Genomic DNA, 20,416 nt, shown 5'->3' with positions numbered 1-20,416 from the left:
ATAAAAAAACCCGCAGAGGCGGGTTTGGCTTTTATTTATTAGAGGTGGAATGGTTTTTCCACGCCCCTTCTACATCCTTGACGTACTGGCCTGCCGGGAAGCACATCATGGTCATATACCATTGATTTTCGCGGGTATCCCCGTTGTAGGTAATGCCATAAATATCGTACACGCCGTCCGGAGAAGGCCGGGTATAGTCATCCTTAGCAAGTAGCGCAGGCTTATAGAGCGTGTTTTGATCTAACTTCACCTGGCCGTGGAGCAGGATTGTGGGATTAATCAGGCATTTCAGGGTTACGCCAGCATTGGTTGACGTTTGCGGCCGCCCAACCAGGCCACTCTGGCTGTTAAGGTTCACGGGCGGATGCGCTTTCTCAGCGGCGTTGAAATAGTCCAGCCTGTCATTCGACAGCTTCCAGGTGGCGTTGCAGAGCTTACCGATTTGATCGAGATAGCTGCTGACCTTGCCGTGGAAGGTATACCCTCTGGGAAACTTCGTTTCAGGAAAAGGCGGCAGCCTGCCGGGCAGAACGCCAAAAGGTTTCAGCGCCCCTGCCGCAAGCTGGTACATGTCATATACCGTGTAGCCTTTAGCAAGCGTGGCGCTCAGCACCGCGGACATCAGCGCCTCATGGCCATCAATAGCCTGAATTAAAATCCAGTCGTCAGGGGTATCCTCTCGCCCGGTCATCCAGATGCGTATATCCCCGCTGAAAAGCACCCCGAAATTCATGCCATCTCGCGGCCCCCACTCGGCAGGTTCGACAACCCGGATTTTTCCCACTTCACTGCTGTCTACAACCGGTTCTAATCCGTTGTAGCCCGCAATCAGCCGGATTTTGCTGTACTCCTTTTGAGCAATCCGATTCACGTTGTCCGGCGCGAGATTATAGATCTTCACCTCGGCCGTTTTCGGTGAGCTGCCGGCATGCCAGTCGATTTTAAACGTCACCTTAAAGCCAGAGAGCGCAATACCGCTGCCGTCTTCCTTCAGAAGCTGGAGCTCAAAGTGGCGGGACCAGTTTTGACTCATCTCCTCCTCCTTAATCTGCCGTCACGAAGTAAAGATGGCTGCCGTGCCCGAGATCGGTTTTGCTCGGGTAATCCTGAGCCTCATTATCACAGCCAACCCATAGTCCTCCGCCAAAACCAAGCCAGTTATATGGCGCCAATAAATCGGCACCGGCCACCAGCGGGATCCCGTTCACAACAGGCTGATTGTCAGCATCGAGAATATCCAGGATCCAGCCAGCGGCATCCCGATACAGCAGCCGCATGCGCAGAGTCCGTCCGGCAAGTTGGATCGTAAAGACCTGGTTATCCGCGCTGAGGGGAATTTCTGCAATTGACATTGTCTCTCCTCATTTTGTTTTCGGCTGGAGCGGCGTGATTTTGGCCGAGCCCATTGGGGTGGTAACCACTTTCTCTCCCTTATTGCCGACAGAAGTCGTCGAAACCCCTTCGTCCATATCGGTTTTCGGCGGCATGGCACTCGCTTCTGTGGCCGTCAGTAATACTTCCGTCAGCACCAGCTTGCAGCCAAGAATATTTTCCGATTTAGCCCCCGTCGTTACCGTCAGCGAGGTAATCAACATATTGTCGTAAGAGCGTCGACGGGTGATGACCCTGAAGGGTTCGGCTTTGGTCTGGAGATCCAACAGCTGCTGGTAAATTTGTGCCGGGCTGGGGCCCGCGTTTAGCCAGGAGCCGAGCGCGGTCGTATTGGCAAAATCAACCAGTGAGCCACCGGCCTTAAAGATGCAATCTATCGTTAACTCGCCGGGCTCGGCCCAGGCGTGGTCGCTGATATTCGGGCCAAACTCGACCGGGTGTTTAGCCACGGTTAATTTATCGGTATGCACCTCGCTGACCACCACATCCGGCACCAGAAAACCGGAGAAGCTCGTACGTGGCTGAAAGTAAGCACCAAAAATATCCATTAGCTCATCCTCCTGTCATACTGCTGCGCCAGCTGAGAATGAACATTGAACAAGCGCTCAGATGTCTCGGTCGCGGCCAGATGGGGTTCAGAGACGCCATTCACGACGATATGGGTATTACTGTTAATCGTGGGTGAATGCGTAGTGCTGTTGTTCGCCGTGGTAAAATCTCCCGAAGTCGCCAGGCGTTCATTGTTGGCAACACCAGCGGGAAGCAGCATTGAGACAGGATCGGGCTGAATGAGATTATTGACAGCATTGGATAACTTTCCGCCAGAGCCTTTTTCTTCATCTCCAGCAAGCCAGCCCTGGAATGTGTGCCATCCTTTAGAGAGCTTCTCTTTAATAATTCCTGCTGCGCCATCCGCAATTTTGGTCGCCGGCGTCTGGAACAGACCGTTTGCTACCAATGACTTTCCGATATTGGCTGCTTCTGTCCAGTTCCCCTCTTTTAGCGCATTGATCAGACTCCCAATCAGTCTTAGCGTTGCGCCTAACTGATTAAAGTTGTCCAGAAGCCCCTTAAAGATGGTGCTGATAGACCACTTGCTAAAATCGATGCCCAGTAGGCTGCCAATATCAACAATAAGATCTTTTATGGTTTTCGCGAGGCTACCGATCGTGTCCGCAGCCATTTCAATAACCGGTCCCCACTCTCCCCAGTTAATAAAGCTCTCTTCCCCAGCTTTCCATTTCTGGTAGTCGTTATAAAGCAGGCCAATGGCCGCAGCCAGCGAGAGGATAATCCCGACAGGGGAAGCGAGAAATGCGCTGTTCAGAACCAGCCAGGCCGCGGTAAGCCCCGCTAAACCACCGATTAGCCCCTGAGAACCTTCGTCAAGGCGCTCCCACCAGGCCATCACGTCGGTAACCCAGTCGATGGTGCCGCTCAGTGCATCAACGAAAATGTCAGCAAACTGTTCAACGACGGCGCCAATTTTGTCCAACACGCGTTCAATTTGTGGCGCTTTAACCAGCATTTTTTCGGCCAGTCTCTCAACGGGCTCAGCCAATTTTTCGGCCAGATCGCCGCCTGATTTTGCTACTAACAAATCAAACACGGAGTCGGCTTTACGCCAGGACTGCATAAATTTTTCGGACTGGTCGGCGCTTTGCTCTGCGCTTCCGCCTATGCGGAGGGACAAGTCCTGATACTCTTCGGCAAACTGGCCTAATCCGCGCTGCATCGCATGCAGCGTGTCGTCATCAATCCCCAGATTCAATGCATAGAAATCGGCGCTGTCTCTGTTCACTGCGCCCAAAGAACGGGCAACCTGCGTGAAAATATCGGCGTTATCCCGCTTTAAGCCAGCGCTATCATGCGTTTTTACGCCGAGACTTTTCAACAGGCTCTCGTGCAGAGAGTCACCGTTCACATACTCACTGACGTTTTTAATCGACTTTTGCAGCGCACCAATGTCCGCCCCTGACTGACTGGCACCGTATTGCAGTGCCTTGTAAGCCTCTAAATCGGCGTTCAGAGATTGAGCTGCCTGTGCATCCTTCTCGATGCCAGACAGCCGCTTTTCAAACCAGGATCCCGCTTTAGTTAGCGGAGACAGCACCTGATTACTGAAGTTTTCGAAACTTTTGGTCAGTTTTTCAAAATCAACTTTTGCCGCCTCTTCTTTTCCCTTTTTCAGCGTTTTATCCAGTTCCCCAAAAGCGGCGTTGATTCGCGAGCTAAGGTCTTCTTGATAAAAAAAATCTGGGATCGGGACGTAAGGAACAAGCTGTGCGCTAGCGCTCATTTTCCTCTCTCCAGCGTGCGACGCAGACCTTATTCTCGGCCTGCATCTCAAGGTAATCATTCATCAGCGCAATGTCGTAGAGATCCACCGCGCCGCTTTTCAGATCCAGCCAGCTGAGGCCGAAGACCTCCGCCGGGCGAAGAATGTAATCTTCCCCGCCCGGCAGCGTCTCCAGCATCAGGCCGCCGACGGGGCCAGGTTTTCGCTGCCGGGGAGTTCTTGCAAAAAATTTCCCAACGAGTCGGCCACCACCCGGGCCACCAGCTGCAGCAGCGTCATCAGGTCGATATCATCAAAGGACAATGCGCCCTGACTAAAGACCGGCACCCAACCCTTCATATGCTCGCGCGTCACGACCGAGAGGCATGGATACAGAATGGTGTTGCAATCCTCCTCGCTGAGGTCAGCCAGTGTCCGGGCAATTTTAGGCAGCACGGTTTCGAGGGCGTTACCGCCCTCCTTACCCTGTAAGCTGCGAAAATCACCCACAACGCCCGCCAGAACCGGCAGCAGCTTGCGTGCAACGCTAAGCTGCTCAAAAACGCCGAGCTTGCCAATGCGGTAGTTCACCGCTTTCAGGGTAATTTCCATGGCTTAGAACTCCCCGAGCTGCTGATCGATTTTGCCGCAGTCAAACTTCCAGTCCATGGTGCCTGCATCCTTGCCATTGCTGTTCGCTGGCAGCTGGGAAAACGCCACGCTGCTGGCCGACACCAAATCGCCGGAGGAAGTGTTGCGCACGACGATCGTATTCTTACCCCACAGGGCCGAAGAGAGGGTTTGGGCGTTGTAGGCCTGCATCAGCTTTTTGTTCACCGGCGAGGTTTTCATCAGCGTCACGGTGATAGCGCCGTTTTTCGCCGGAGAGAGGTTATGCATTACCTCACCGTCAATACCCACGGTCATGGTATTTTTTGGGCCAGCCATTTCCACTTTGATCCCGGCGTCGCCGTTCGCGCTGCCCGCGCCCAAATCAATCACGCCGGTTGGCCCCACGAGAGAGGCCGTAACATCCATAAAAGAATAAGTACCCATTTAAATCTCCTTAACGAACAACATTGATTTCGACGTCGGCGAAGTGCACGGCACCCGCCAGTTTGCAGGCCACCTGAATCACTGGCGCCTTACGCGCCTCGCGGTCTGACTGCGCCTGAGTCGCTACAGCCGGAGCGTAGACGTAGTAGCCTTTGGTCAGCGTGTCGCCGGAGGCCAGTTGGCCAATATCGGCGCCATTCCAGACACCCGGTGCCACCAGGCCATTGGTGACCGCCTGCGCCATAGAATGCTCGACGTTGCTCAGCAGACGGGTTACACCGGCATCGGTTTGTGGGATTTTGGTGGTGCTGGTGTAAAGCAGGTTGTAGAGGTTGGTCTGCACATAGTTTTGCAGCCAGTCCAGGCCGTGGCGCTCATCAATAAAGCTGCCGTTGCTCATTACGCCTTCCTGAATAATGGCGGTGTCGTTGTTGTAATTCACAAAGACGTTGGCGTTTTTCGCGGAAAGAGCATTGATTTGCGTTTGGGTCAGCGTTTCTGCGGTAATCCCCGGTTCCTGCTTGAATTTCAGGGTAATGGTGGTGTTATTGCCGTTGAAGTTAACGGTGAACGCACGGCCAAACAGGGAGGCTGCCGCAAACGGCGTGGCGCTGGAATACTGACCAAAAGTGCGGGCGAACTTAGCCGCTTTCAGTTTGCTGAAGATATCGGTGCTGTCGTTAGCGTCCAACACTTTAGCGCTGGCGGAAGTATGACCAAAGATACGGGAAACGCCGTCGCCTTCAATAACCGCCGCCACGGCCAGCACGCCTTCATCGGTAAGGGTATCGTCGGCAATCACCAGACCATACCAGTCGGTCGAGTGCGCACTCAGCGCGGAGACGCATTCGGCGATGGTTTCTCCGGCTTTGCCCTCGCTCTCTTCTTTTACCCAGCGCCCGATATACAGGTCGGCAGGCTGCGGGGACTGCTGGTAGTAAAGGCTGGCGGCTTTGTATTCCGGGGCGTCCAGGCCAAAGTCGGCGGCCACGCCGCTCAGGCTGGAATAAGCGCGCATACGCTCTTTCGCATCGATAACGTTGCTCGCCCCTACGACCAGAAGCGCACCATAGTTACGGGACTGCGCCGCTCGTGGCGCCATATTCACTGTCACGCTGACAATGTTAGATACAGGTAAACCCTGTGACATAGCTTACTCTCCAATGATTTTTACTGCGGATGAAAGGATGGAACGAATACCGTAGCGCCGGGCAATACTGCGCTTGAGCGCCACGGTGAGGGTGTAGCGGCGTAGCCACTGGTTGTTGATAAATTCAGGATCCGGCGTGAGGCCACTGCACCGTAAAAACGTCAGGCCCAGCCGGTTCAGCTCGGCATTGTTTTGCGGCACGTTCAGGCCATCACGAAAAAGCGCGGCAACGGCCTGAGCGCCGGGGCCATAAAAGCCGCAGGTCACGTCCACGGACTCGATGCTCTGAAGTACGCTTTGGTCGCTGTCCTGCGAGTGGAAGAAAGGCGTTTCCGTCTGCTTCACATGGGTAAAAAAGTCACACCAGGTAATACCGGCTGCAGGCGTGGCGGGGGGTGGATCGCTCCACTTCGCCATCACCATTTCCGGCGGCAGGCCCGATACGCCGACAATCCAGCCGGTAAGATCCGCATCAAGCGCATCGTCATAATGTGGCGATGCCCCCAGCGGCGTCAGAAAGCCCGGACGCGTGGTGTCATTCATTGATTTCTCCTAAGAAAAACCGCCCAAAGGCGGTTGAGGTTGCTAACAAAGAGGGAAAAGCGTGGTTTTTCCCTCTTTGTGGTTATCAGCCGAAAATCAATGAATTGATTTTCCAGTTTTTTCACGAGCCGTCCGGCATATCTTCTATTACCGGAGGTTTGTCAGCAGTCTGAACCGCCCGAAGGCGGTCAGATAAGGCTTACAGCCCTTTGGCCTGCAGACGAGCCACGTGGTCGACGTACAGCTTGACCGGGTCGCTGTTGCTGGCCACCACGCCGGCAAGCTGGTTGATGGCATCGACGTGATCCATTGAATAGTCGGAGCCAATCACCTTGCCCAGATGACTGCTGTAGCGACCGACCAGGCCATCGTTCTGGAAACGTTCGTTGGTAAACAGGATGGAAAACGCCAGCATGGCCACGTGCAGTGGATCCAGGTTATTCGCGCCCTGGTTCAGCGGGTTGTAGTCGATAATCCCGCTCCAGGAGTAGTAGTACACGCCGTTGTCCAGCTCTTTGCCCTGGCCGCCCCACTGTGCAGGCAGCCCCTGCGGATACTTCTTGTTAAAGGCGGCCACGCCTTCGCTGGTCAACGCATCCAGGGCATCCACGCCGGATTGAGGCAGACGAGGCGCCCCGGCCAGGGCGGAAAGCAACTGCCCAAAGGCCGACAAAGCCGCATTAGCGATAGACTCAGGCAGGCGGCCAGGCTTCAGCGCCAGTCGAACAAGGTCTGCCACTTCTGAGCCATGGTTAACGCCGTTCACGGAGGTGACCGAGGCAATAAGTTCAGGATGGGTCGCCGCAGCGTAGCGACAGGCCAAGGGCCCCTGACTGTGGCCAATCAGGTTAACTTTTGCAGCCCCCGTTTCAGCCAGGACTTTACGTACAAATTCCAGCAGCTGCTCGCCGCGCATTTCATTGCTGTTCAGCGCGGAAATCGTGGCGATGTAGACCTTCGCCCCGGCTTTCTCCAGCGCCTCTTTGATGCCGTAGAAATAGGGGTAGATCCCGCCAATTTTGTCGAAACCAAACAGACCGTGGACCAGAACAATCGGGTACTTCAGGGATGTAGACATAGGAATGACCTCTTTGACGTAGGAATAAAAAAGCCTCGAAAATTCGAGGCTTAGTTCAGGCACTGATTGCGGATGTACTCCTGCAGCCCCGCCAGCTGCTTGTTGCTCGTTTCTATTCGCTCCCGGAGAAGGAAATAATCCCGCTGAGCGGCGTCAGTAAGTCCGGGGGCGGCGCCATCATCCAGCCTGGCGGTGGCGGTGGGGGCAGGCACAGTTTTGCAGGTGGCGCTGACGCGCAGCCGCTGAGTACCAGCAGCCACATCACGCTGCAGATTTTCAATGGTGAGCCGGGCATGGGTTAACTCCTCGCTATAGTGGGTATCCAGTTCGGCTAGCGCCTGCTGGCGCAGGACAAGGTTTTGCAGCGCATTTTTTTGCTGAGCCAGCTGCTGTATGGCTGACTCTGCCCTTTGTTTTTGTACCGCGTAGCGTTGGTGAAACCACCAGCTGATGGCGATGAGCAGCGTAAAGGCTGCCAGCATAAATGAGGTTAAAGGCTTCATTTTTCCGGCTCCGACCAGGTACAAAGCTGGTACTCCACTTCGCGACGGTTGATAAGCCCCTGCCACTGCTTCCCCCCCGCCCGGATCCATTTTTTCAGTCCAGCGCAGGCTTGTTCATAATCGCCCGCGTTTAACATCCTGAGCACGGCCGAGTGCTGAAAAGCGGCTGTGCCGACGTTGTAGGTAAAGCTGATCAAAGCTGCACGTTGGTACTCACTCACCGGGACTGTGACGGCCCTGGAGACTACCTGAGCTGCGGGACGGAGATCCTGGTCAAGCCAGCGTCTGCACTCAGACAGGGTGTAAGTTTTATCGGGAATAATATCTTTACCGGTATGCCCGTAGCAGACGGTCAGCACGCCAGCGACATCGTAATACGGGGTGTAGCTCACGCCTTCCAGTTCGGGCAGGAGCGTGCCAGCAATCGTCAGAGCGCCCGCCCCTGACAATCCGAGTAATGTTTTTCTGAGTCCGGGAGAAAGCGCCATCAGTTACCTGCCTTTTTCAGTACCTCGCTGACTGCCCTGATAATCTCAATCTGCTCGGCTCGGTTTAGGGTTTGCAAGTCATCCACCAGCGTCTGGAGGATACGGGTGCGTTTTTGATCTTCGAGATGCTGGCGGTGAGCATCCAGCCTGCCGCCCAGCCAGGAAGCCAGTGAAATCAGTACGCTTAGCAGCCCGAATATCATGTAGACCATATCCTGTGTCGTGATACCCAGACCGGCGGCAAGCGCCGCCAGCCACGCAAAAGACTGCGTGACCAGATTTGCGGGTTGGTCGTGCATGGAAGAACCTTCGGTTGAGGAGTCGAACTGCCGTGGGGGTAAAGAAGCGATTTGGCGTTAAATCAGTGGAATCGGTTTTCCGCGTCGGATCTGCTTGCCCGCGGCTTCCGGTAAGCCGGATTCGTTGCGGGGCGCGGCCTGATAAACGCTTTTTTGCCTGGCGTCTAACTTCTGGCGCAGTCGCTGATAATGCTCTGCCTGCTGGATGATTTGCAGGCCATAGATGTTAATCACCTCCAGCGCCTTGTCGGGACGATGCCCGGGTTTACGGGCTAGCGAGAGAACAGGTCGTGCGTCAGGTTTCGCTCTTATCCCGACTAACAGCGGGTTGGCAGCTTTCCAGACGGCCTGTTTAGCTTCGCGGCGCTGGCGGCGACGTGCCTGTGCGTCCATACAACCTCCTGTCAATCAACTTTGGCGATATCTCTCTGATATCCCAAAGCTTCTTGCTTTGGTGTATGTGCCCTTTTTCAGGGCCAGATGTTAAGGAGCGTTCACTTGCCTTGTGAGTCGGTGCGTCCTGCCGATGAATTAATATTGAACCAATAGTACGATTTCGTCAAGAACCAAAAGTACGAAATATTTAAAAAAAAAGCCTAAATGACAATTAGCAATTGATTTATAACATCATTTTTATATCAATTAGCATTCGAGTTGCTGCAAGGCGGCAGGAGAGTGCAGCCAACACGGCTGCAGCTTGAGGGATGAGTTATCTCAGGCGTGGCGGCGAATGGAATGGCTGTACATCACCCGACCAATGATTTTGAGGTGCTGTTCGTTCTCTTCGCTGATCCGCCAGTCGGCGTACTTCGGGTTGTCCGAGCGAACCAGCAGGCAGTCGTGAGTCATCTGCAGGCGCTTCACCAGCAGTTGCCCCTTATAGAGGAACACGTAGATGCCGTCCCCGTCGAAATAATCTTTGCCGATATCCACAAAGATATAGTCGCCCAGTTCAATGGTGCCGGACATGCTGTCGCCGGTGACGGTAATGACTTTTATTGTTGAAGCCGGACGGTGACCGAACAGTTCCAGCGCTTCCTGGCTGTCGTAAACAATGTGGTTAATGGTTTCGGTAACTTCACTGGAGACCAGTCGCCCGGGCCCCGCGCTGGCCTCAATGTCCAGCACATCGATACGAAAACCCGGCTCTTCGCGCGGCTGGAAAGGATAAACGGCCGCCTCTTCATGACCGGCTGAACTCTCGCGCCCTTCACTTTGATAGCCCGTTTCACTGCCGTGCTGAAGCCAGAGCGCGTCGGCCCGAAGAAAGGTTGCCAGTTCGTACATTTTATCCTGCCGGGGGATCGCTTCGGCGTTAAGCCACTTGCTGACGGCCTTGGAGGAAACGCCCAGCGCGCGCGCTATCGCCATACCGCGCCCGAACTCATCGAGGTTTGCTTCGCTGCAGGCCTGCGCCAGCCTGCGGGAAAAAGCTTCGCGCAGTTGTTCTCTCTGTACCATAAGTACGATCCCACCGTGTTTATCGTGACCAATAGTTCAATGATAACACGTACTGAAAGTACACAAAGCACAAAACTTAAAGGCGCAGTATCATTGGGGATGATCTGCTTTTGTGGTAAAGTGCGCGCCATCAAAACGTCCCTGCCTTAGCCGTTATCTTTAATCAGATTTAACACTGGTTAAATATACAGTCTTTTGCAATGTTTTGAGCGCGAAATATGAATATATCTTTTAGTACGGTGGGGCTGGTAACAGGTTGAAATGGCGTTATTAATTACGAAGAAGTGCATCAACTGCGATATGTGCGAGCCGGAGTGCCCTAATCAGGCCATCTCCATGGGAGATGCTATCTATCAGATCGATACCGACCGCTGCACGGAATGCGTGGGCCATTACGAAACCCCGACCTGCCAGAAAGTTTGCCCTATCCCCAGCACGATAATTAGCGACCCGGCACACATTGAAAGTGAAGAGCAGCTGTGGGATAAGTTCGTGCTGCTCCACCATGCGGACAAACTTTAGCTTTCGATGATCACCGTCGCGCAGGCGTAATGGCGCTCATCCGCCAGGGTAACGTGCACCGATCGCACCCCCATCTTTTCAGCCAGCCGTTCCGCCTCTTCCCAAAAACGCAGCTGAGGCTTGCCCAGCGCGTCGTTAAACACTTCAAACTGGTTAAACGCCAGTCCGTTACGGATCCCGGTGCCAAAGGCTTTCGCTGCCGCCTCTTTCACCGCAAAACGCTTCGCCAGAAAACGCACCGGCTGCTGGTGTGCCTGATACAGCACCCATTCGTTTTGACTCAGCACGCGCTTTGCCAGCCGGTCACCGGAACGGGAAATGACGCTTTCAATACGCGCAATTTCCACAATGTCCGTGCCGAGACCGAGAATGGCCATTAGCGGCGCGCTTCCTGCATCAGGCGTTTCATTTCAGCCACGGCCTCTTTAAGACCGCTCATGACCGCACGCCCGATAATAGCGTGGCCAATGTTCAGCTCATGCATTTCAGGGATCCGAGCGATAGCCTGAACGTTGTGATACGTCAGCCCGTGGCCAGCATTCACCTTCAGCCCTTTAGCAGCGGCATAGCTCGCGGCTTCAGCAATACGCGCCAGTTCTTTGGCCTGGGTAGCTTCGTTTTCAGCATCCGCATAGCAGCCGGTGTGAATTTCAATGTAAGGCGCACCCACGGCCACCGCCGCGTCAATCTGCGCGTGGTCGGCATCAATAAACAGAGAAACCAGAATACCGGCGTCAGCCAGGCGCCGACAGGCATCGCGCATTTTCTCCAGTTGACCGGCAACATCGAGGCCACCTTCAGTGGTCACTTCCTGACGTTTTTCCGGCACCAGGCAGCAGAAATGCGGTTTCGTCTGGCAGGCAATACCGATCATCTCTTCGGTGACGGCCATTTCAAGATTCATGCGGGTGTCGAGGGTTTCACGCAGAACGCGAACGTCACGGTCGGTGATGTGGCGACGATCTTCACGCAGGTGCACGGTAATACCATCGGCACCCGCCTGCTCCGCAATAAACGCGGCCTGAACCGGGTCCGGATATGCCGTACCGCGCGCGTTACGCAGGGTAGCGATGTGATCGATGTTGACGCCTAACAGTAATTCAGCCATGACAATCCTCAGAGTTCGCAGACAGATGCCGGGCAGTGTACACCTGCCGGGGAAATCCTGGCTACGGTCTGTGATTACTGTGAGCTATCCGAAGGTTCATGTGGTGTTTTTTTAGGCACAAACTGGCGGAACAGCTCGCGACTTTTGAGGGGTTTTCCCTGCAGATACGGTTTGAGGGCCATACGCGTGAAACGCTTGGCGGCACGGAGCGTGTCGGCGTCCGGAAACTCGCGTTCGGCCAGCGCTCTGAGCTGGCGTCCGGTAAAACTGCTGTGGCCAATCACCACGCTGGCAATAAAGCCTTTCTCTTCACGATAAGTGTAAGTCATGGTGTCATCGACGCCCGCCCCGCTGCCGGCGCAGTGCAGGAAGTCCACGCCGTAGCCAAGGTGCCCCAATAACGCCAGCTCAAAGCGGCGCAGCGCAGGCTCCGGTGTGCCCGTAGCGCCAGCTAAGGCCTGAATACAGTGGAGGTAATCAAAGAACAGTTCGGAGAAGCGGGTTTCCTGCTCAAGGACACGAGCCACCAGCTCGTTGACGTACAGGCCGCTATAGAGCGCGATACCGCTTAAGGGAAGTGCCAGAGAAACCGCTTCGGCGCTGCGCAGCGTTTTGACTTCGCCACGGCCGCCCCAGCGAACCAGCAGAGGGGTAAAAGGCTGCAGAGCGCCTTTCAGGTTTGAGCGTTTGGAGCGCGCGCCTTTGGCAATCAGACGAACGCGGCCGGACTCTTCAGAAAACAGGTCGAGCAGAAGGCTGGTTTCGCTCCAGGGGCGACTATGCAGGACAAAAGCCCGTTGCCAGCCTTCCATTAGTTTTAGCTCAGGTCGTCGGTATAACCGAGACTGCGTAATGCACGCTCGTCATCGGCCCAGCCGGATTTCACCTTCACCCAAAGTTCGAGGTGAACTTTAGCTTCGAACATCTCTTCCATGTCTTTACGGGCTTCGATGCCGATGGTTTTGATTTTGGCCCCTTTGTTGCCAATCACCATCTTCTTCTGCCCTTCACGCTCAACGAGGATCAGTCCGTTGATGTCGTAGCCACCGCGTTCGTTGGTCACAAACTGCTCGATTTCTACGGTTACGGAATACGGCAGTTCAGCGCCCAGGAAGCGCATCAGCTTTTCACGAATGATCTCAGACGCCATGAAGCGCTGGGAACGGTCGGTAATATACTCTTCCGGGAAGTGGTGGATCGCTTCCGGCAGGTGCTTACGGACGATTTCCGCGATGGTATCAACGTTCATCCCGGTTTCTGCTGAGATAGGCACGATATCGAGGAAATTCATCTGGCTGCCGAGGAACTGCAGGTGCGGCAGCAGGACGGTTTTATCCTGAACGTTATCAACTTTGTTGACCGCCAGAATTACCGGCGCGCGGCTGTCGCGCAGCTTGTTCAGCACCATTTCGTCATCCGGCGTCCAGCGGGTGCCTTCCACCACGAAGATAACCAGCTCAACGTCGCCGATGGAGCTGCTCGCGGCGCGGTTCATCAGGCGGTTAATCGCGCGTTTTTCTTCCATGTGCAGCCCCGGGGTATCGACGTAAATCGCCTGATATGGCCCTTCGGTATGGATGCCCATGATGCGGTGGCGCGTGGTTTGCGCCTTACGCGAGGTAATGGAAACTTTTTGCCCAAGCAGCTGATTCAGCAGCGTGGATTTGCCGACGTTCGGGCGACCAACAATGGCCGCGAAGCCGCAATACGTTTTTTCTTCGCTCATTCCAGCTCCAGCTTTTTCAGCGCCTGCTCAGCCGCAGCCTGTTCTGCTTTACGGCGGCTTGAACCCGTGCCTACAACAGGCTCAGGCAGGCCACTCACCTGACAGTGAATGGTAAATTCTTGATCGTGCGCTTCACCACGCACCTGCACCACCAGATACGACGGCAGCGGCAGATGGCGACCCTGCAGATACTCCTGCAGACGCGTTTTCGGATCTTTTTGCTTGTCGCCTGGACTGATTTCGTCGAGACGGGTCTGATACCAGGAGAGAATCAGACGCTCAACGTTCTGAATGTCGCTGTCGAGGAAGACGCCACCGATCAGCGCTTCCACGGTATCGGCAAGAATCGACTCCCGGCGGAAACCGCCACTTTTCAGTTCACCCGGCCCAAGACGCAGGCATTCGCCCAGTTCGAACTCCCGCGCGATTTCCGCCAGCGTATTGCCACGAACCAGCGTCGCGCGCATGCGGCTCATGTCCCCCTCGTCTACGCGAGGAAAACGGTGATACAGCGCATTCGCGATGACATAACTGAGAATGGAGTCACCCAAAAACTCAAGACGCTCGTTGTGTTTGCTGCTGGCACTACGATGGGTTAATGCCTGCTGCAACAGATCCTGATGTTGAAAAGTGTAGCCCAGCTTCCGCTGCAGCCTGTTTATTACGATGGGATTCATGCGATACCAAAATTAATGAATGCGTCAACTATTCAGCACACGGAACAGACCTGAAAAAAGGAAACCAACGCTGTTTCGTGTGCCGTGGCTCCCTTTCGGGAGCCAATCTTTAAAGGCGGGAATATTCTATACACAACGACAGGGGATGTCGTTAGTTTGTGGGATTAATTATTTAATGAATGCCGCCAATTCGGCTTAAACGAACACCCGTTGGCCATTCACCTTCTTGTTTCTCGAAACTCATCCAAATGGCTGTCGCTTTACCGACCAGATTTTGCTCCGGTACAAAGCCCCAATAGCGGCTGTCTGCGCTATTGTCGCGGTTATCACCCATCATGAAATAATGACCCGGCGGAACAATCCATGTCGCCAGCGGCAAGCCGGACTGCTGGTAGTACATCCCCACCTGATCCTGCGCGATTGGCACCGTCAGAATGTTATGGGTGACGTTGCCCAGCGTTTCTTTGCGCTCGCTCAGGCGAACACCGTCTTCACGGGTCTGGTCTTTAGGCAACTGGAAGAAACCGGAAGTCGCTTCACTGCCGTTGCGACGAGCAAAAGTCTGCACAAAATCACTGGCTTCAACGTTGGAATAAGTGATTGGCAGCGCGTTATCGCAGGCCTGGCCGGAACTGCAATTAGGCTGAACGGTAACTTCTTTTGACTGCGGGTCGTAGCTTACCCGGTCGCCCGGCAGCCCCACAACGCGCTTAATATAATCCAGACGCGGATCTTCAGGATATTTAAATACCGCAATATCGCCGCGTTTTGGATGCCCGGTTTCAATTAAGGTTTTCTGATAAATCGGATCTTTAATGCCGTAGGCAAATTTCTCCACCAGAATAAAGTCACCGATTAACAGCGTTGGCATCATCGAACCGGAAGGGATCTGGAAAGGCTCATAAATAAATGAACGCACCACCAGCACAATCGCCAGCACCGGAAATACCGACGCACCGGTTTCCAGCCAGCCCGGTTTAGGGCCAACTTTTTTTAGCGTCTTTTTGTCCAGTGCGTCACCGGTGGCAGCTTGCGCTGCCGCCTGTTTTTCACGACGTTTTGGTGCAAAGATAAACTTATCCAGACACCATAAAATGCCCGTCACCAGCGTGGCTACCACGAGGATCAAAGCAAACATATTCGCCATGCCAACTCCTTAGATTATTTGCTGTCTTTGCCGACGTGCAGAATGGCCAGGAACGCTTCCTGCGGCAGCTCGACGTTGCCGACCTGCTTCATGCGTTTCTTACCGTCTTTCTGTTTCTGCAGCAGCTTTTTCTTACGGCTAACGTCGCCGCCGTAGCACTTAGCCAGAACGTTTTTACGCAGCTGTTTCACCGTCGAACGCGCAATAATATGGTTGCCGATGGCAGCCTGAATCGCGATGTCGAACTGTTGGCGAGGGATCAGATCCTTCATTTTTTCCACCAGCTCACGGCCACGGTAAGGCGCGTTGTCGTTGTGGGTGATAAGCGCCAGCGCATCAACGCGATCGCCATTTATCAGTACATCAACGCGTACCATGTTGGAAGCCTGGAAACGTTTGAAATTGTAATCCAGCGACGCATAGCCACGAGAAGTGGACTTCAGGCGGTCGAAGAAGTCGAGCACCACTTCCGCCATTGGGATTTCATAGGTCAGCGCAACCTGGTTGCCGTGATAAACCATGTTGGTTTGCACGCCGCGTTTTTCGATACACAGCGTAATCACGTTGCCGAGGAACTCCTGCGGCAGCAGCATGTGACATTCCGCAATCGGCTCGCGCAGCTCTTCGATGTTGTTGAGCGGAGGTAGCTTAGACGGGCTGTCAACGTAGACGATCTCTTTGCTCGTCGTTTGCACTTCGTAAACTACGGTTGGCGCGGTGGTGATCAGATCGAGATCGTACTCACGCTCCAGACGCTCCTGGATAATCTCCATGTGCAGCAGGCCCAGGAAGCCACAGCGGAAGCCGAAGCCCAGCGCCGTTGAGCTTTCTGGCTCGTAGAACAGGGAGGCGTCGTTCAGGCTGAGCTTGCCGAGTGCATCGCGGAAGTTTTCGTAATCGTCGGAGCTGACAGGGAACAGGCCGGCATAAACTTGCGGCTTCACTTTTTTAAAGCCCGGCAGCGCTTTATCCGCCGGATTACGGGACAGCGTCAGGGTATCGCCCACCGGCGCGCCCAGGATGTCTTTGATGGCACAAACCAGCCAGCCTACTTCACCGCATTTCAGTTCGGTACGGTCGATTTGCTTAGGCGTAAAGATGCCCAGGCGATCGGCGTTATACACCTGGCCTGTGCTCATGACTTTGACTTTGTCACCTTTGCGCAGAGTACCGTTTTTCACGCGGATCAGGGAAACAACGCCCAGGTAGTTATCGAACCAGGAGTCGATGATCAGCGCCTGCAGCGGGGCATCTGGATCGCCTTCTGGCGCCGGAATATCACGCACCAGGCGCTCTAATACATCCGGTACGCCCACGCCAGTTTTCGCCGAGCAGCGCACCGCGTCGGTGGCGTCGATGCCCACGATGTCTTCAATTTCTTCCGCTACGCGCTCAGGATCGGCCGCCGGCAGGTCAATTTTGTTCAGAACCGGCACCACTTCCAGATCCATTTCCATCGCCGTGTAGCAGTTCGCCAGGGTTTGAGCCTCAACGCCCTGCCCGGCATCCACCACCAGCAGCGCCCCTTCACATGCCGCAAGCGAGCGGGATACTTCATAAGAGAAGTCAACGTGCCCTGGGGTATCAATGAAGTTCAGCTGGTAAGTTTCACCGTCGCTGGCTTTGTAGTCGAGGGTGACGCTTTGCGCTTTGATGGTGATACCACGTTCGCGTTCCAGGTCCATTGAGTCGAGAACCTGCGCGGCCATTTCACGGTCGGACAAGCCGCCGCAAATCTGGATGATACGGTCAGACAGCGTCGATTTACCGTGGTCGATGTGGGCAATAATAGAAAAGTTACGTATATTCTTCATAGTTAGAGGTTTTATGCCTTACAAATGGCCTGTGAGCTCGGCGCTTCGCGCTGTACGGAGCAGGATGTCAGAGACTGTCTTCTGCCTGAAACGCCGCATTCTACACTACAACCAGAAAGTGAGGAAACTGCTCATCCTGCAAGCTTAGGTAAGCCATAAGCAGGATGTGCAAAGAGATGTCAGTTGAAGGGAATTTATTGATTTTCAGCCGGCGGCGCAGACGTATCGACGCGCAGCGCATCCGGACTAAGCGCAACGCTTAGAATTACCGGCTGCCAGCTCTCGCGGCGGCTGAAATGCAGGGAAAAACCGCGAGCAAGCAGAAAGCCTCCCACGCCGCCAAGCAAAGCCCCGCACATGGCGGCCAGGTTGGTACCAAACAGCGTCTGGAAAAGGCCTGAGCACAAAAATAGCCCGACCAGCGGCAGCATGTACACTAACAGCGCGGACCCTAACAGGCTACTTTCCGCAATGCCCAGCTCCACTTTTTGCCCTGCAACCAGCGGCTGTTCGCTTGGCACAGACAGCAGATGGCTGGTTTGCGGTCCCAGTTTGTTCAGAACACGCGTGCCACATCCCGAACGCGAAGCGCAGCTGTTACAAGAGGCTTTTACATCACAGTGCAGCAACGCTTCACCGTTTTGCCAGGAGACGACCGTCGCCCATTCTTTAATCATTGCGTCGCACCATTAAACTTCACGCTATCGCTAATGCGTTTTGCCGTTTGCGGAGGCAATTCACCTACAACGGTGATTTCGGTTTTATCACGAATTTCTGTGCTAATTGTCCGCCGACCGGTCCGCACAAGCTGCTCGCCATTAACTGCCTGAGACGGAGCCTGGCTGATGTTCACCGAGAAACTGAACAACCCATCAGAATAAAGTCGAGATTCGATAGGAACACCCACGGTTGGCAGCGGCCGGCGGCTACTCGACACTTCGCTGAAGCCTTGCGGCAGCCATGTTGGTGCCCATGTAAAACTGGCCTTTTCTGCACCAGGAACAGACAGCAGCGGAGGCAGCGTCGCCTTCGCTAAATTCTGCAGCAGCCCGCTCGCCTGATTTTCGACAGAGAATGAAACAACCCGGAACTGTTCGAGCGTTTCGCCATCGCGATCCAGTAAATCAACGCGAAGCGGCAGCTTGGTTTCGGTATCGAGCCAGACAATGTAGTTATAGCGGGTGCCATCCCGAGCGACGATGCGAATCACTTCGCATAATCTGTCGGCAATACGCGTGCGCCCGACAGAAATGAAGTCGTAGTACGGGGTCAGACGCTTAAAGTCGGTATAAACGATGGAAGGCAGAGAATCGACGATGTAGTCCCCGGTGAGCGTGAATGGCTCAAGCCCAGGTTCAAAGTAGCTGATTTCATTGCCGCGCTGAACGACTTCGCGGCGCGGGCCATCCATTTGCAGGAATTGCGCAAGCGGGCGGTTATCAAGACGTGCGTGGCGATAACTAAGGGACTCAATCCCTTGTTTGCTGATATTGATAAACGCCAGCTCATAATTGAGTGACTGACTAGCCTGGTTCATCTGCTGCAACAGCGCCCCGGACGAAACAGTGTCCGCCGAGGCGCTGGAGGTGAACAACAGGCTGCCTGCCACGAGAGACAGGGCACACCAAAGTTGCTTCATTACTGCGATTGCGTTCCTAAAGTTTGGTTTCCTGGCACTTGCACAGCAGCCTGCTGGGTTTGCGCCTGCTCAAACTGGAGCTGCTCGGAGTGTAAACGACGCTGCAATTCGTAATCCTGCAGCATAGCGTTAATACGGCGACGCTGTTCCTGTACTTGCTGACTGCTGTTGCTGGCGGTCGTGTCAGACGGTACACCCAAGCTTACCGGGCTAGCTTTACCCATCATAGGCAAGGTGTTAAACACCGGCGTTTCCGGCTGTGCGGTGCTGTCAGACTGAACGTTATAGTGCTGCACGCCTACGATAACCGCAAGCGATACGCACGCAGCAACGCCCATTTGGGTAAGCTGGCTTGCCCACGGACGCACCTTATGCCAGAACGGCATTTTCTGCCACTGCTGAGGCTGCGGCTGAGACTCGGTAATGAGCGGCGCGACGTTACGCGCAGGTTCATTTGCGATAGCCGCCATCACGTTGGCAGAAATATCAAAATGGAGCACTTCGCTGGTATCTCCGCGCATTGTGTCGCGGATAAGGTGGTAACTCTCCCAGCTTTGCTGCAACTCACTGTCGTTTGACAGGCGATTGAGCAACTCGCTATCGAGAGATTCGCCATCCATTAAAGCGGAAAGTTGTTCTTTCTGCATGCCTAAATACCCTTCCAGTAATCCGCTATCGTCAACGCCTGATAAGCGGTTGAACTTTATTATCAATAGCTTCCCTTGCGCGGAAAATACGAGAACGCACAGTACCTACCGGGCAATCCATGATGTCGGCTATCTCTTCATAGCTCAGACCATCCAACTCCCGCAACGTAATTGCCATGCGTAAATCTTCCGGGAGTGACTCAATAGTACGGAAAACTATTTGTCTCAGTTCTTCAGACAACATTAAGTTCTCAGGGTTCGAAATTTCTTTCAATGCGCTGCCACTTTCGTAGTTTTCAGCGTCAATGGCGTCCACATCACTTGATGGCGGACGCCGTCCCTGAGCAACCAGATAATTTTTGGCCGTGTTGACCGCTATACGATACAACCACGTATAAAACGCACTATCGCCACGGAACGAATCCAGCGCGCGATAAGCTTTAATAAAAGATTCCTGCACCACATCGGGAACATCTCCCGAAGGCACATAGCGGGAAACCAGGCTCGCAACCTTATGCTGGTAGCGTATCACCAGTAGGTTAAATGATTTCTGATCTCCCTTTTGGACCCGTTCGACGAGGACCTGATCCGTTAACTGCTCGCTCATCCGAGGTAATGTCTCCCCAAACCCAATTTCCACGCGTAATCGAAATGCCACTCGAACCCTGCATTTTTGAGCAAGCTTTGAGTTTGAGTGCCCGAGGCCAGCAAAGTTCCGTTACGCCTTTGTTTTTCTGTCATGTTTAGCGGATTGCATATTTTCATTATAAGTTCCGCTTCGCAAAACGGTAACGCCGATTCTTCTGAATCAATGCTCAAAAAGTTAGCGAGCAGAGTATCGCATGAATCCAGGTATTTCATCACCTAATCTGCCGTATATCCTTTCGG

28 protein-coding genes are annotated in these 20,416 nt (G+C 54.2%); 1 reads left to right on the top strand and 27 read right to left on the bottom strand.

Going from position 1 to position 20,416, the window contains the following annotated elements:
• Positions 1 to 31 precede the first annotated feature (31 nt).
• From F3J29_RS00200 to F3J29_RS00130, 15 genes are all read right to left on the bottom strand, one after another.
• Entirely contained in the window at positions 32 to 1,033 is a 1,002-nt protein-coding gene (locus tag F3J29_RS00200) for a hypothetical protein (protein ID WP_166862082.1), read from the bottom strand.
• A 10-nt stretch (positions 1,034 to 1,043) separates the two neighbouring features.
• Positions 1,044 to 1,352: a phage baseplate plug family protein gene (locus tag F3J29_RS00195; RefSeq protein WP_166862080.1), complete on the bottom strand. Its 309-nt coding sequence runs from the start codon at positions 1,350 to 1,352 to the stop codon at positions 1,044 to 1,046.
• Between the two features lie 9 nt (positions 1,353 to 1,361).
• Complete coding sequence (locus F3J29_RS00190) at positions 1,362 to 1,940, bottom strand: phage baseplate protein (protein ID WP_166862078.1); 579 nt, start codon at positions 1,938 to 1,940, stop codon at positions 1,362 to 1,364.
• Entirely contained in the window at positions 1,940 to 3,691 is a 1,752-nt protein-coding gene (locus F3J29_RS00185; RefSeq protein WP_166862076.1) for a phage tail tape measure protein, read from the bottom strand. Before F3J29_RS00185 ends, F3J29_RS00190 begins: the two co-directional genes overlap by 1 nt.
• The gene (locus F3J29_RS00180; protein WP_166862032.1) at positions 3,681 to 3,869 is read right to left on the bottom strand and encodes a DUF6889 family protein; all 189 of its coding nucleotides are present in this window, start codon (positions 3,867 to 3,869) and stop codon (positions 3,681 to 3,683) included. The genes F3J29_RS00185 and F3J29_RS00180 overlap by 11 nt, the downstream gene beginning before the upstream one ends.
• Positions 3,869 to 4,282: a phage tail assembly chaperone gene (locus tag F3J29_RS00175; RefSeq protein WP_166862074.1), complete on the bottom strand. Its 414-nt coding sequence runs from the start codon at positions 4,280 to 4,282 to the stop codon at positions 3,869 to 3,871. Before F3J29_RS00175 ends, F3J29_RS00180 begins: the two co-directional genes overlap by 1 nt.
• Positions 4,283 to 4,285: 3 nt before the next feature.
• Positions 4,286 to 4,726, bottom strand: a complete 441-nt coding sequence (locus tag F3J29_RS00170; RefSeq protein ID WP_166862072.1) for a phage structural protein — start codon at positions 4,724 to 4,726, stop codon at positions 4,286 to 4,288.
• Positions 4,727 to 4,736: 10 nt separating this feature from the next.
• On the bottom strand, positions 4,737 to 5,876 hold the full coding sequence (locus tag F3J29_RS00165) for a DUF3383 domain-containing protein (RefSeq protein ID WP_166862070.1): 1,140 nt from the start codon (positions 5,874 to 5,876) through the stop codon (positions 4,737 to 4,739).
• Positions 5,877 to 5,879: 3 nt separating this feature from the next.
• Entirely contained in the window at positions 5,880 to 6,419 is a 540-nt protein-coding gene (locus F3J29_RS00160; RefSeq protein ID WP_166862068.1) for a phage neck terminator protein, read from the bottom strand.
• Between the two features lie 199 nt (positions 6,420 to 6,618).
• Positions 6,619 to 7,497: an esterase/lipase family protein gene (locus F3J29_RS00155; protein WP_045783583.1), complete on the bottom strand. Its 879-nt coding sequence runs from the start codon at positions 7,495 to 7,497 to the stop codon at positions 6,619 to 6,621.
• 50 nt (positions 7,498 to 7,547) lie between these two features.
• Positions 7,548 to 8,000, bottom strand: a complete 453-nt coding sequence (locus tag F3J29_RS00150) for a lysis protein (protein WP_166862066.1) — start codon at positions 7,998 to 8,000, stop codon at positions 7,548 to 7,550.
• Positions 7,997 to 8,488, bottom strand: coding sequence for a lysozyme (locus F3J29_RS00145; RefSeq protein ID WP_166862064.1), 492 nt, complete (start codon positions 8,486 to 8,488; stop codon positions 7,997 to 7,999). The genes F3J29_RS00150 and F3J29_RS00145 overlap by 4 nt, the downstream gene beginning before the upstream one ends.
• A complete protein-coding gene (locus F3J29_RS00140; RefSeq protein ID WP_045783586.1) occupies positions 8,488 to 8,787 on the bottom strand; it encodes a hypothetical protein in 300 nt (99 codons plus the stop codon). Before F3J29_RS00140 ends, F3J29_RS00145 begins: the two co-directional genes overlap by 1 nt.
• A 57-nt stretch (positions 8,788 to 8,844) precedes the next feature.
• On the bottom strand, positions 8,845 to 9,180 hold the full coding sequence (locus F3J29_RS00135) for an antitermination protein N (protein WP_166862062.1): 336 nt from the start codon (positions 9,178 to 9,180) through the stop codon (positions 8,845 to 8,847).
• A 321-nt stretch (positions 9,181 to 9,501) separates the two neighbouring features.
• Positions 9,502 to 10,248, bottom strand: a complete 747-nt coding sequence (locus tag F3J29_RS00130; protein WP_166862059.1) for a LexA family transcriptional regulator — start codon at positions 10,246 to 10,248, stop codon at positions 9,502 to 9,504.
• Between the two features lie 261 nt (positions 10,249 to 10,509).
• Here F3J29_RS00130 and F3J29_RS00125 point away from each other — a divergent pair, with 261 nt between their 5' ends.
• Positions 10,510 to 10,770 (top strand): YfhL family 4Fe-4S dicluster ferredoxin, encoded by a 261-nt coding sequence (locus tag F3J29_RS00125; RefSeq protein WP_045783589.1) that lies wholly within the window; start codon positions 10,510 to 10,512, stop codon positions 10,768 to 10,770.
• Here the strand turns inward: F3J29_RS00125 and acpS are convergent.
• From acpS to rseD, 12 genes are all read right to left on the bottom strand, one after another.
• A complete protein-coding gene (gene acpS / locus F3J29_RS00120; RefSeq protein ID WP_008459499.1) occupies positions 10,767 to 11,147 on the bottom strand; it encodes a holo-ACP synthase in 381 nt (126 codons plus the stop codon). The genes F3J29_RS00125 and acpS overlap by 4 nt on opposite strands.
• A complete protein-coding gene (gene pdxJ / locus F3J29_RS00115) occupies positions 11,147 to 11,878 on the bottom strand; it encodes a pyridoxine 5'-phosphate synthase (protein WP_166862057.1) in 732 nt (243 codons plus the stop codon). Before pdxJ ends, acpS begins: the two co-directional genes overlap by 1 nt.
• A gap of 74 nt (positions 11,879 to 11,952) precedes the next feature.
• Positions 11,953 to 12,690, bottom strand: a complete 738-nt coding sequence (gene recO / locus F3J29_RS00110) for a DNA repair protein RecO (protein WP_166862056.1) — start codon at positions 12,688 to 12,690, stop codon at positions 11,953 to 11,955.
• Positions 12,691 to 12,695: 5 nt separating this feature from the next.
• Positions 12,696 to 13,604 carry a GTPase Era gene (gene era / locus F3J29_RS00105; protein ID WP_008459503.1) on the bottom strand — a complete coding sequence of 303 codons (909 nt, stop codon included), beginning with the start codon at positions 13,602 to 13,604 and terminating at the stop codon, positions 12,696 to 12,698.
• A complete protein-coding gene (rnc, locus tag F3J29_RS00100) occupies positions 13,601 to 14,281 on the bottom strand; it encodes a ribonuclease III (protein WP_008459505.1) in 681 nt (226 codons plus the stop codon). The genes era and rnc overlap by 4 nt, the downstream gene beginning before the upstream one ends.
• 172 nt (positions 14,282 to 14,453) lie before the next feature.
• Positions 14,454 to 15,428 (bottom strand): signal peptidase I, encoded by a 975-nt coding sequence (gene lepB / locus F3J29_RS00095; protein ID WP_008459507.1) that lies wholly within the window; start codon positions 15,426 to 15,428, stop codon positions 14,454 to 14,456.
• 14 nt (positions 15,429 to 15,442) lie between these two features.
• On the bottom strand, positions 15,443 to 17,242 hold the full coding sequence (gene lepA, locus F3J29_RS00090) for a translation elongation factor 4 (protein ID WP_008459509.1): 1,800 nt from the start codon (positions 17,240 to 17,242) through the stop codon (positions 15,443 to 15,445).
• 194 nt (positions 17,243 to 17,436) lie between these two features.
• The gene (gene rseC / locus F3J29_RS00085) at positions 17,437 to 17,919 is read right to left on the bottom strand and encodes a SoxR-reducing system protein RseC (protein ID WP_166862054.1); all 483 of its coding nucleotides are present in this window, start codon (positions 17,917 to 17,919) and stop codon (positions 17,437 to 17,439) included.
• Positions 17,916 to 18,881, bottom strand: a complete 966-nt coding sequence (gene rseB / locus F3J29_RS00080; protein ID WP_166862052.1) for a sigma-E factor regulatory protein RseB — start codon at positions 18,879 to 18,881, stop codon at positions 17,916 to 17,918. Before rseB ends, rseC begins: the two co-directional genes overlap by 4 nt.
• On the bottom strand, positions 18,881 to 19,528 hold the full coding sequence (gene rseA / locus F3J29_RS00075; protein WP_166862050.1) for an anti-sigma-E factor RseA: 648 nt from the start codon (positions 19,526 to 19,528) through the stop codon (positions 18,881 to 18,883). Before rseA ends, rseB begins: the two co-directional genes overlap by 1 nt.
• Before the next feature lie 31 nt (positions 19,529 to 19,559).
• Entirely contained in the window at positions 19,560 to 20,135 is a 576-nt protein-coding gene (rpoE, locus tag F3J29_RS00070) for an RNA polymerase sigma factor RpoE (RefSeq protein WP_008459517.1), read from the bottom strand.
• Entirely contained in the window at positions 20,132 to 20,269 is a 138-nt protein-coding gene (gene rseD / locus F3J29_RS22820; RefSeq protein ID WP_166990376.1) for a rpoE leader peptide RseD, read from the bottom strand. The genes rpoE and rseD overlap by 4 nt, the downstream gene beginning before the upstream one ends.
• Positions 20,270 to 20,416 lie beyond the last annotated feature (147 nt).

The organism is Enterobacter sp. Cy-643, from assembly GCF_011752815.1.
Taxonomy (GTDB): domain Bacteria; phylum Pseudomonadota; class Gammaproteobacteria; order Enterobacterales; family Enterobacteriaceae; genus Cedecea.
Note: the sequence above shows the minus strand (reverse complement) of the source record. Positions and strands in the feature narration are given on the sequence as shown.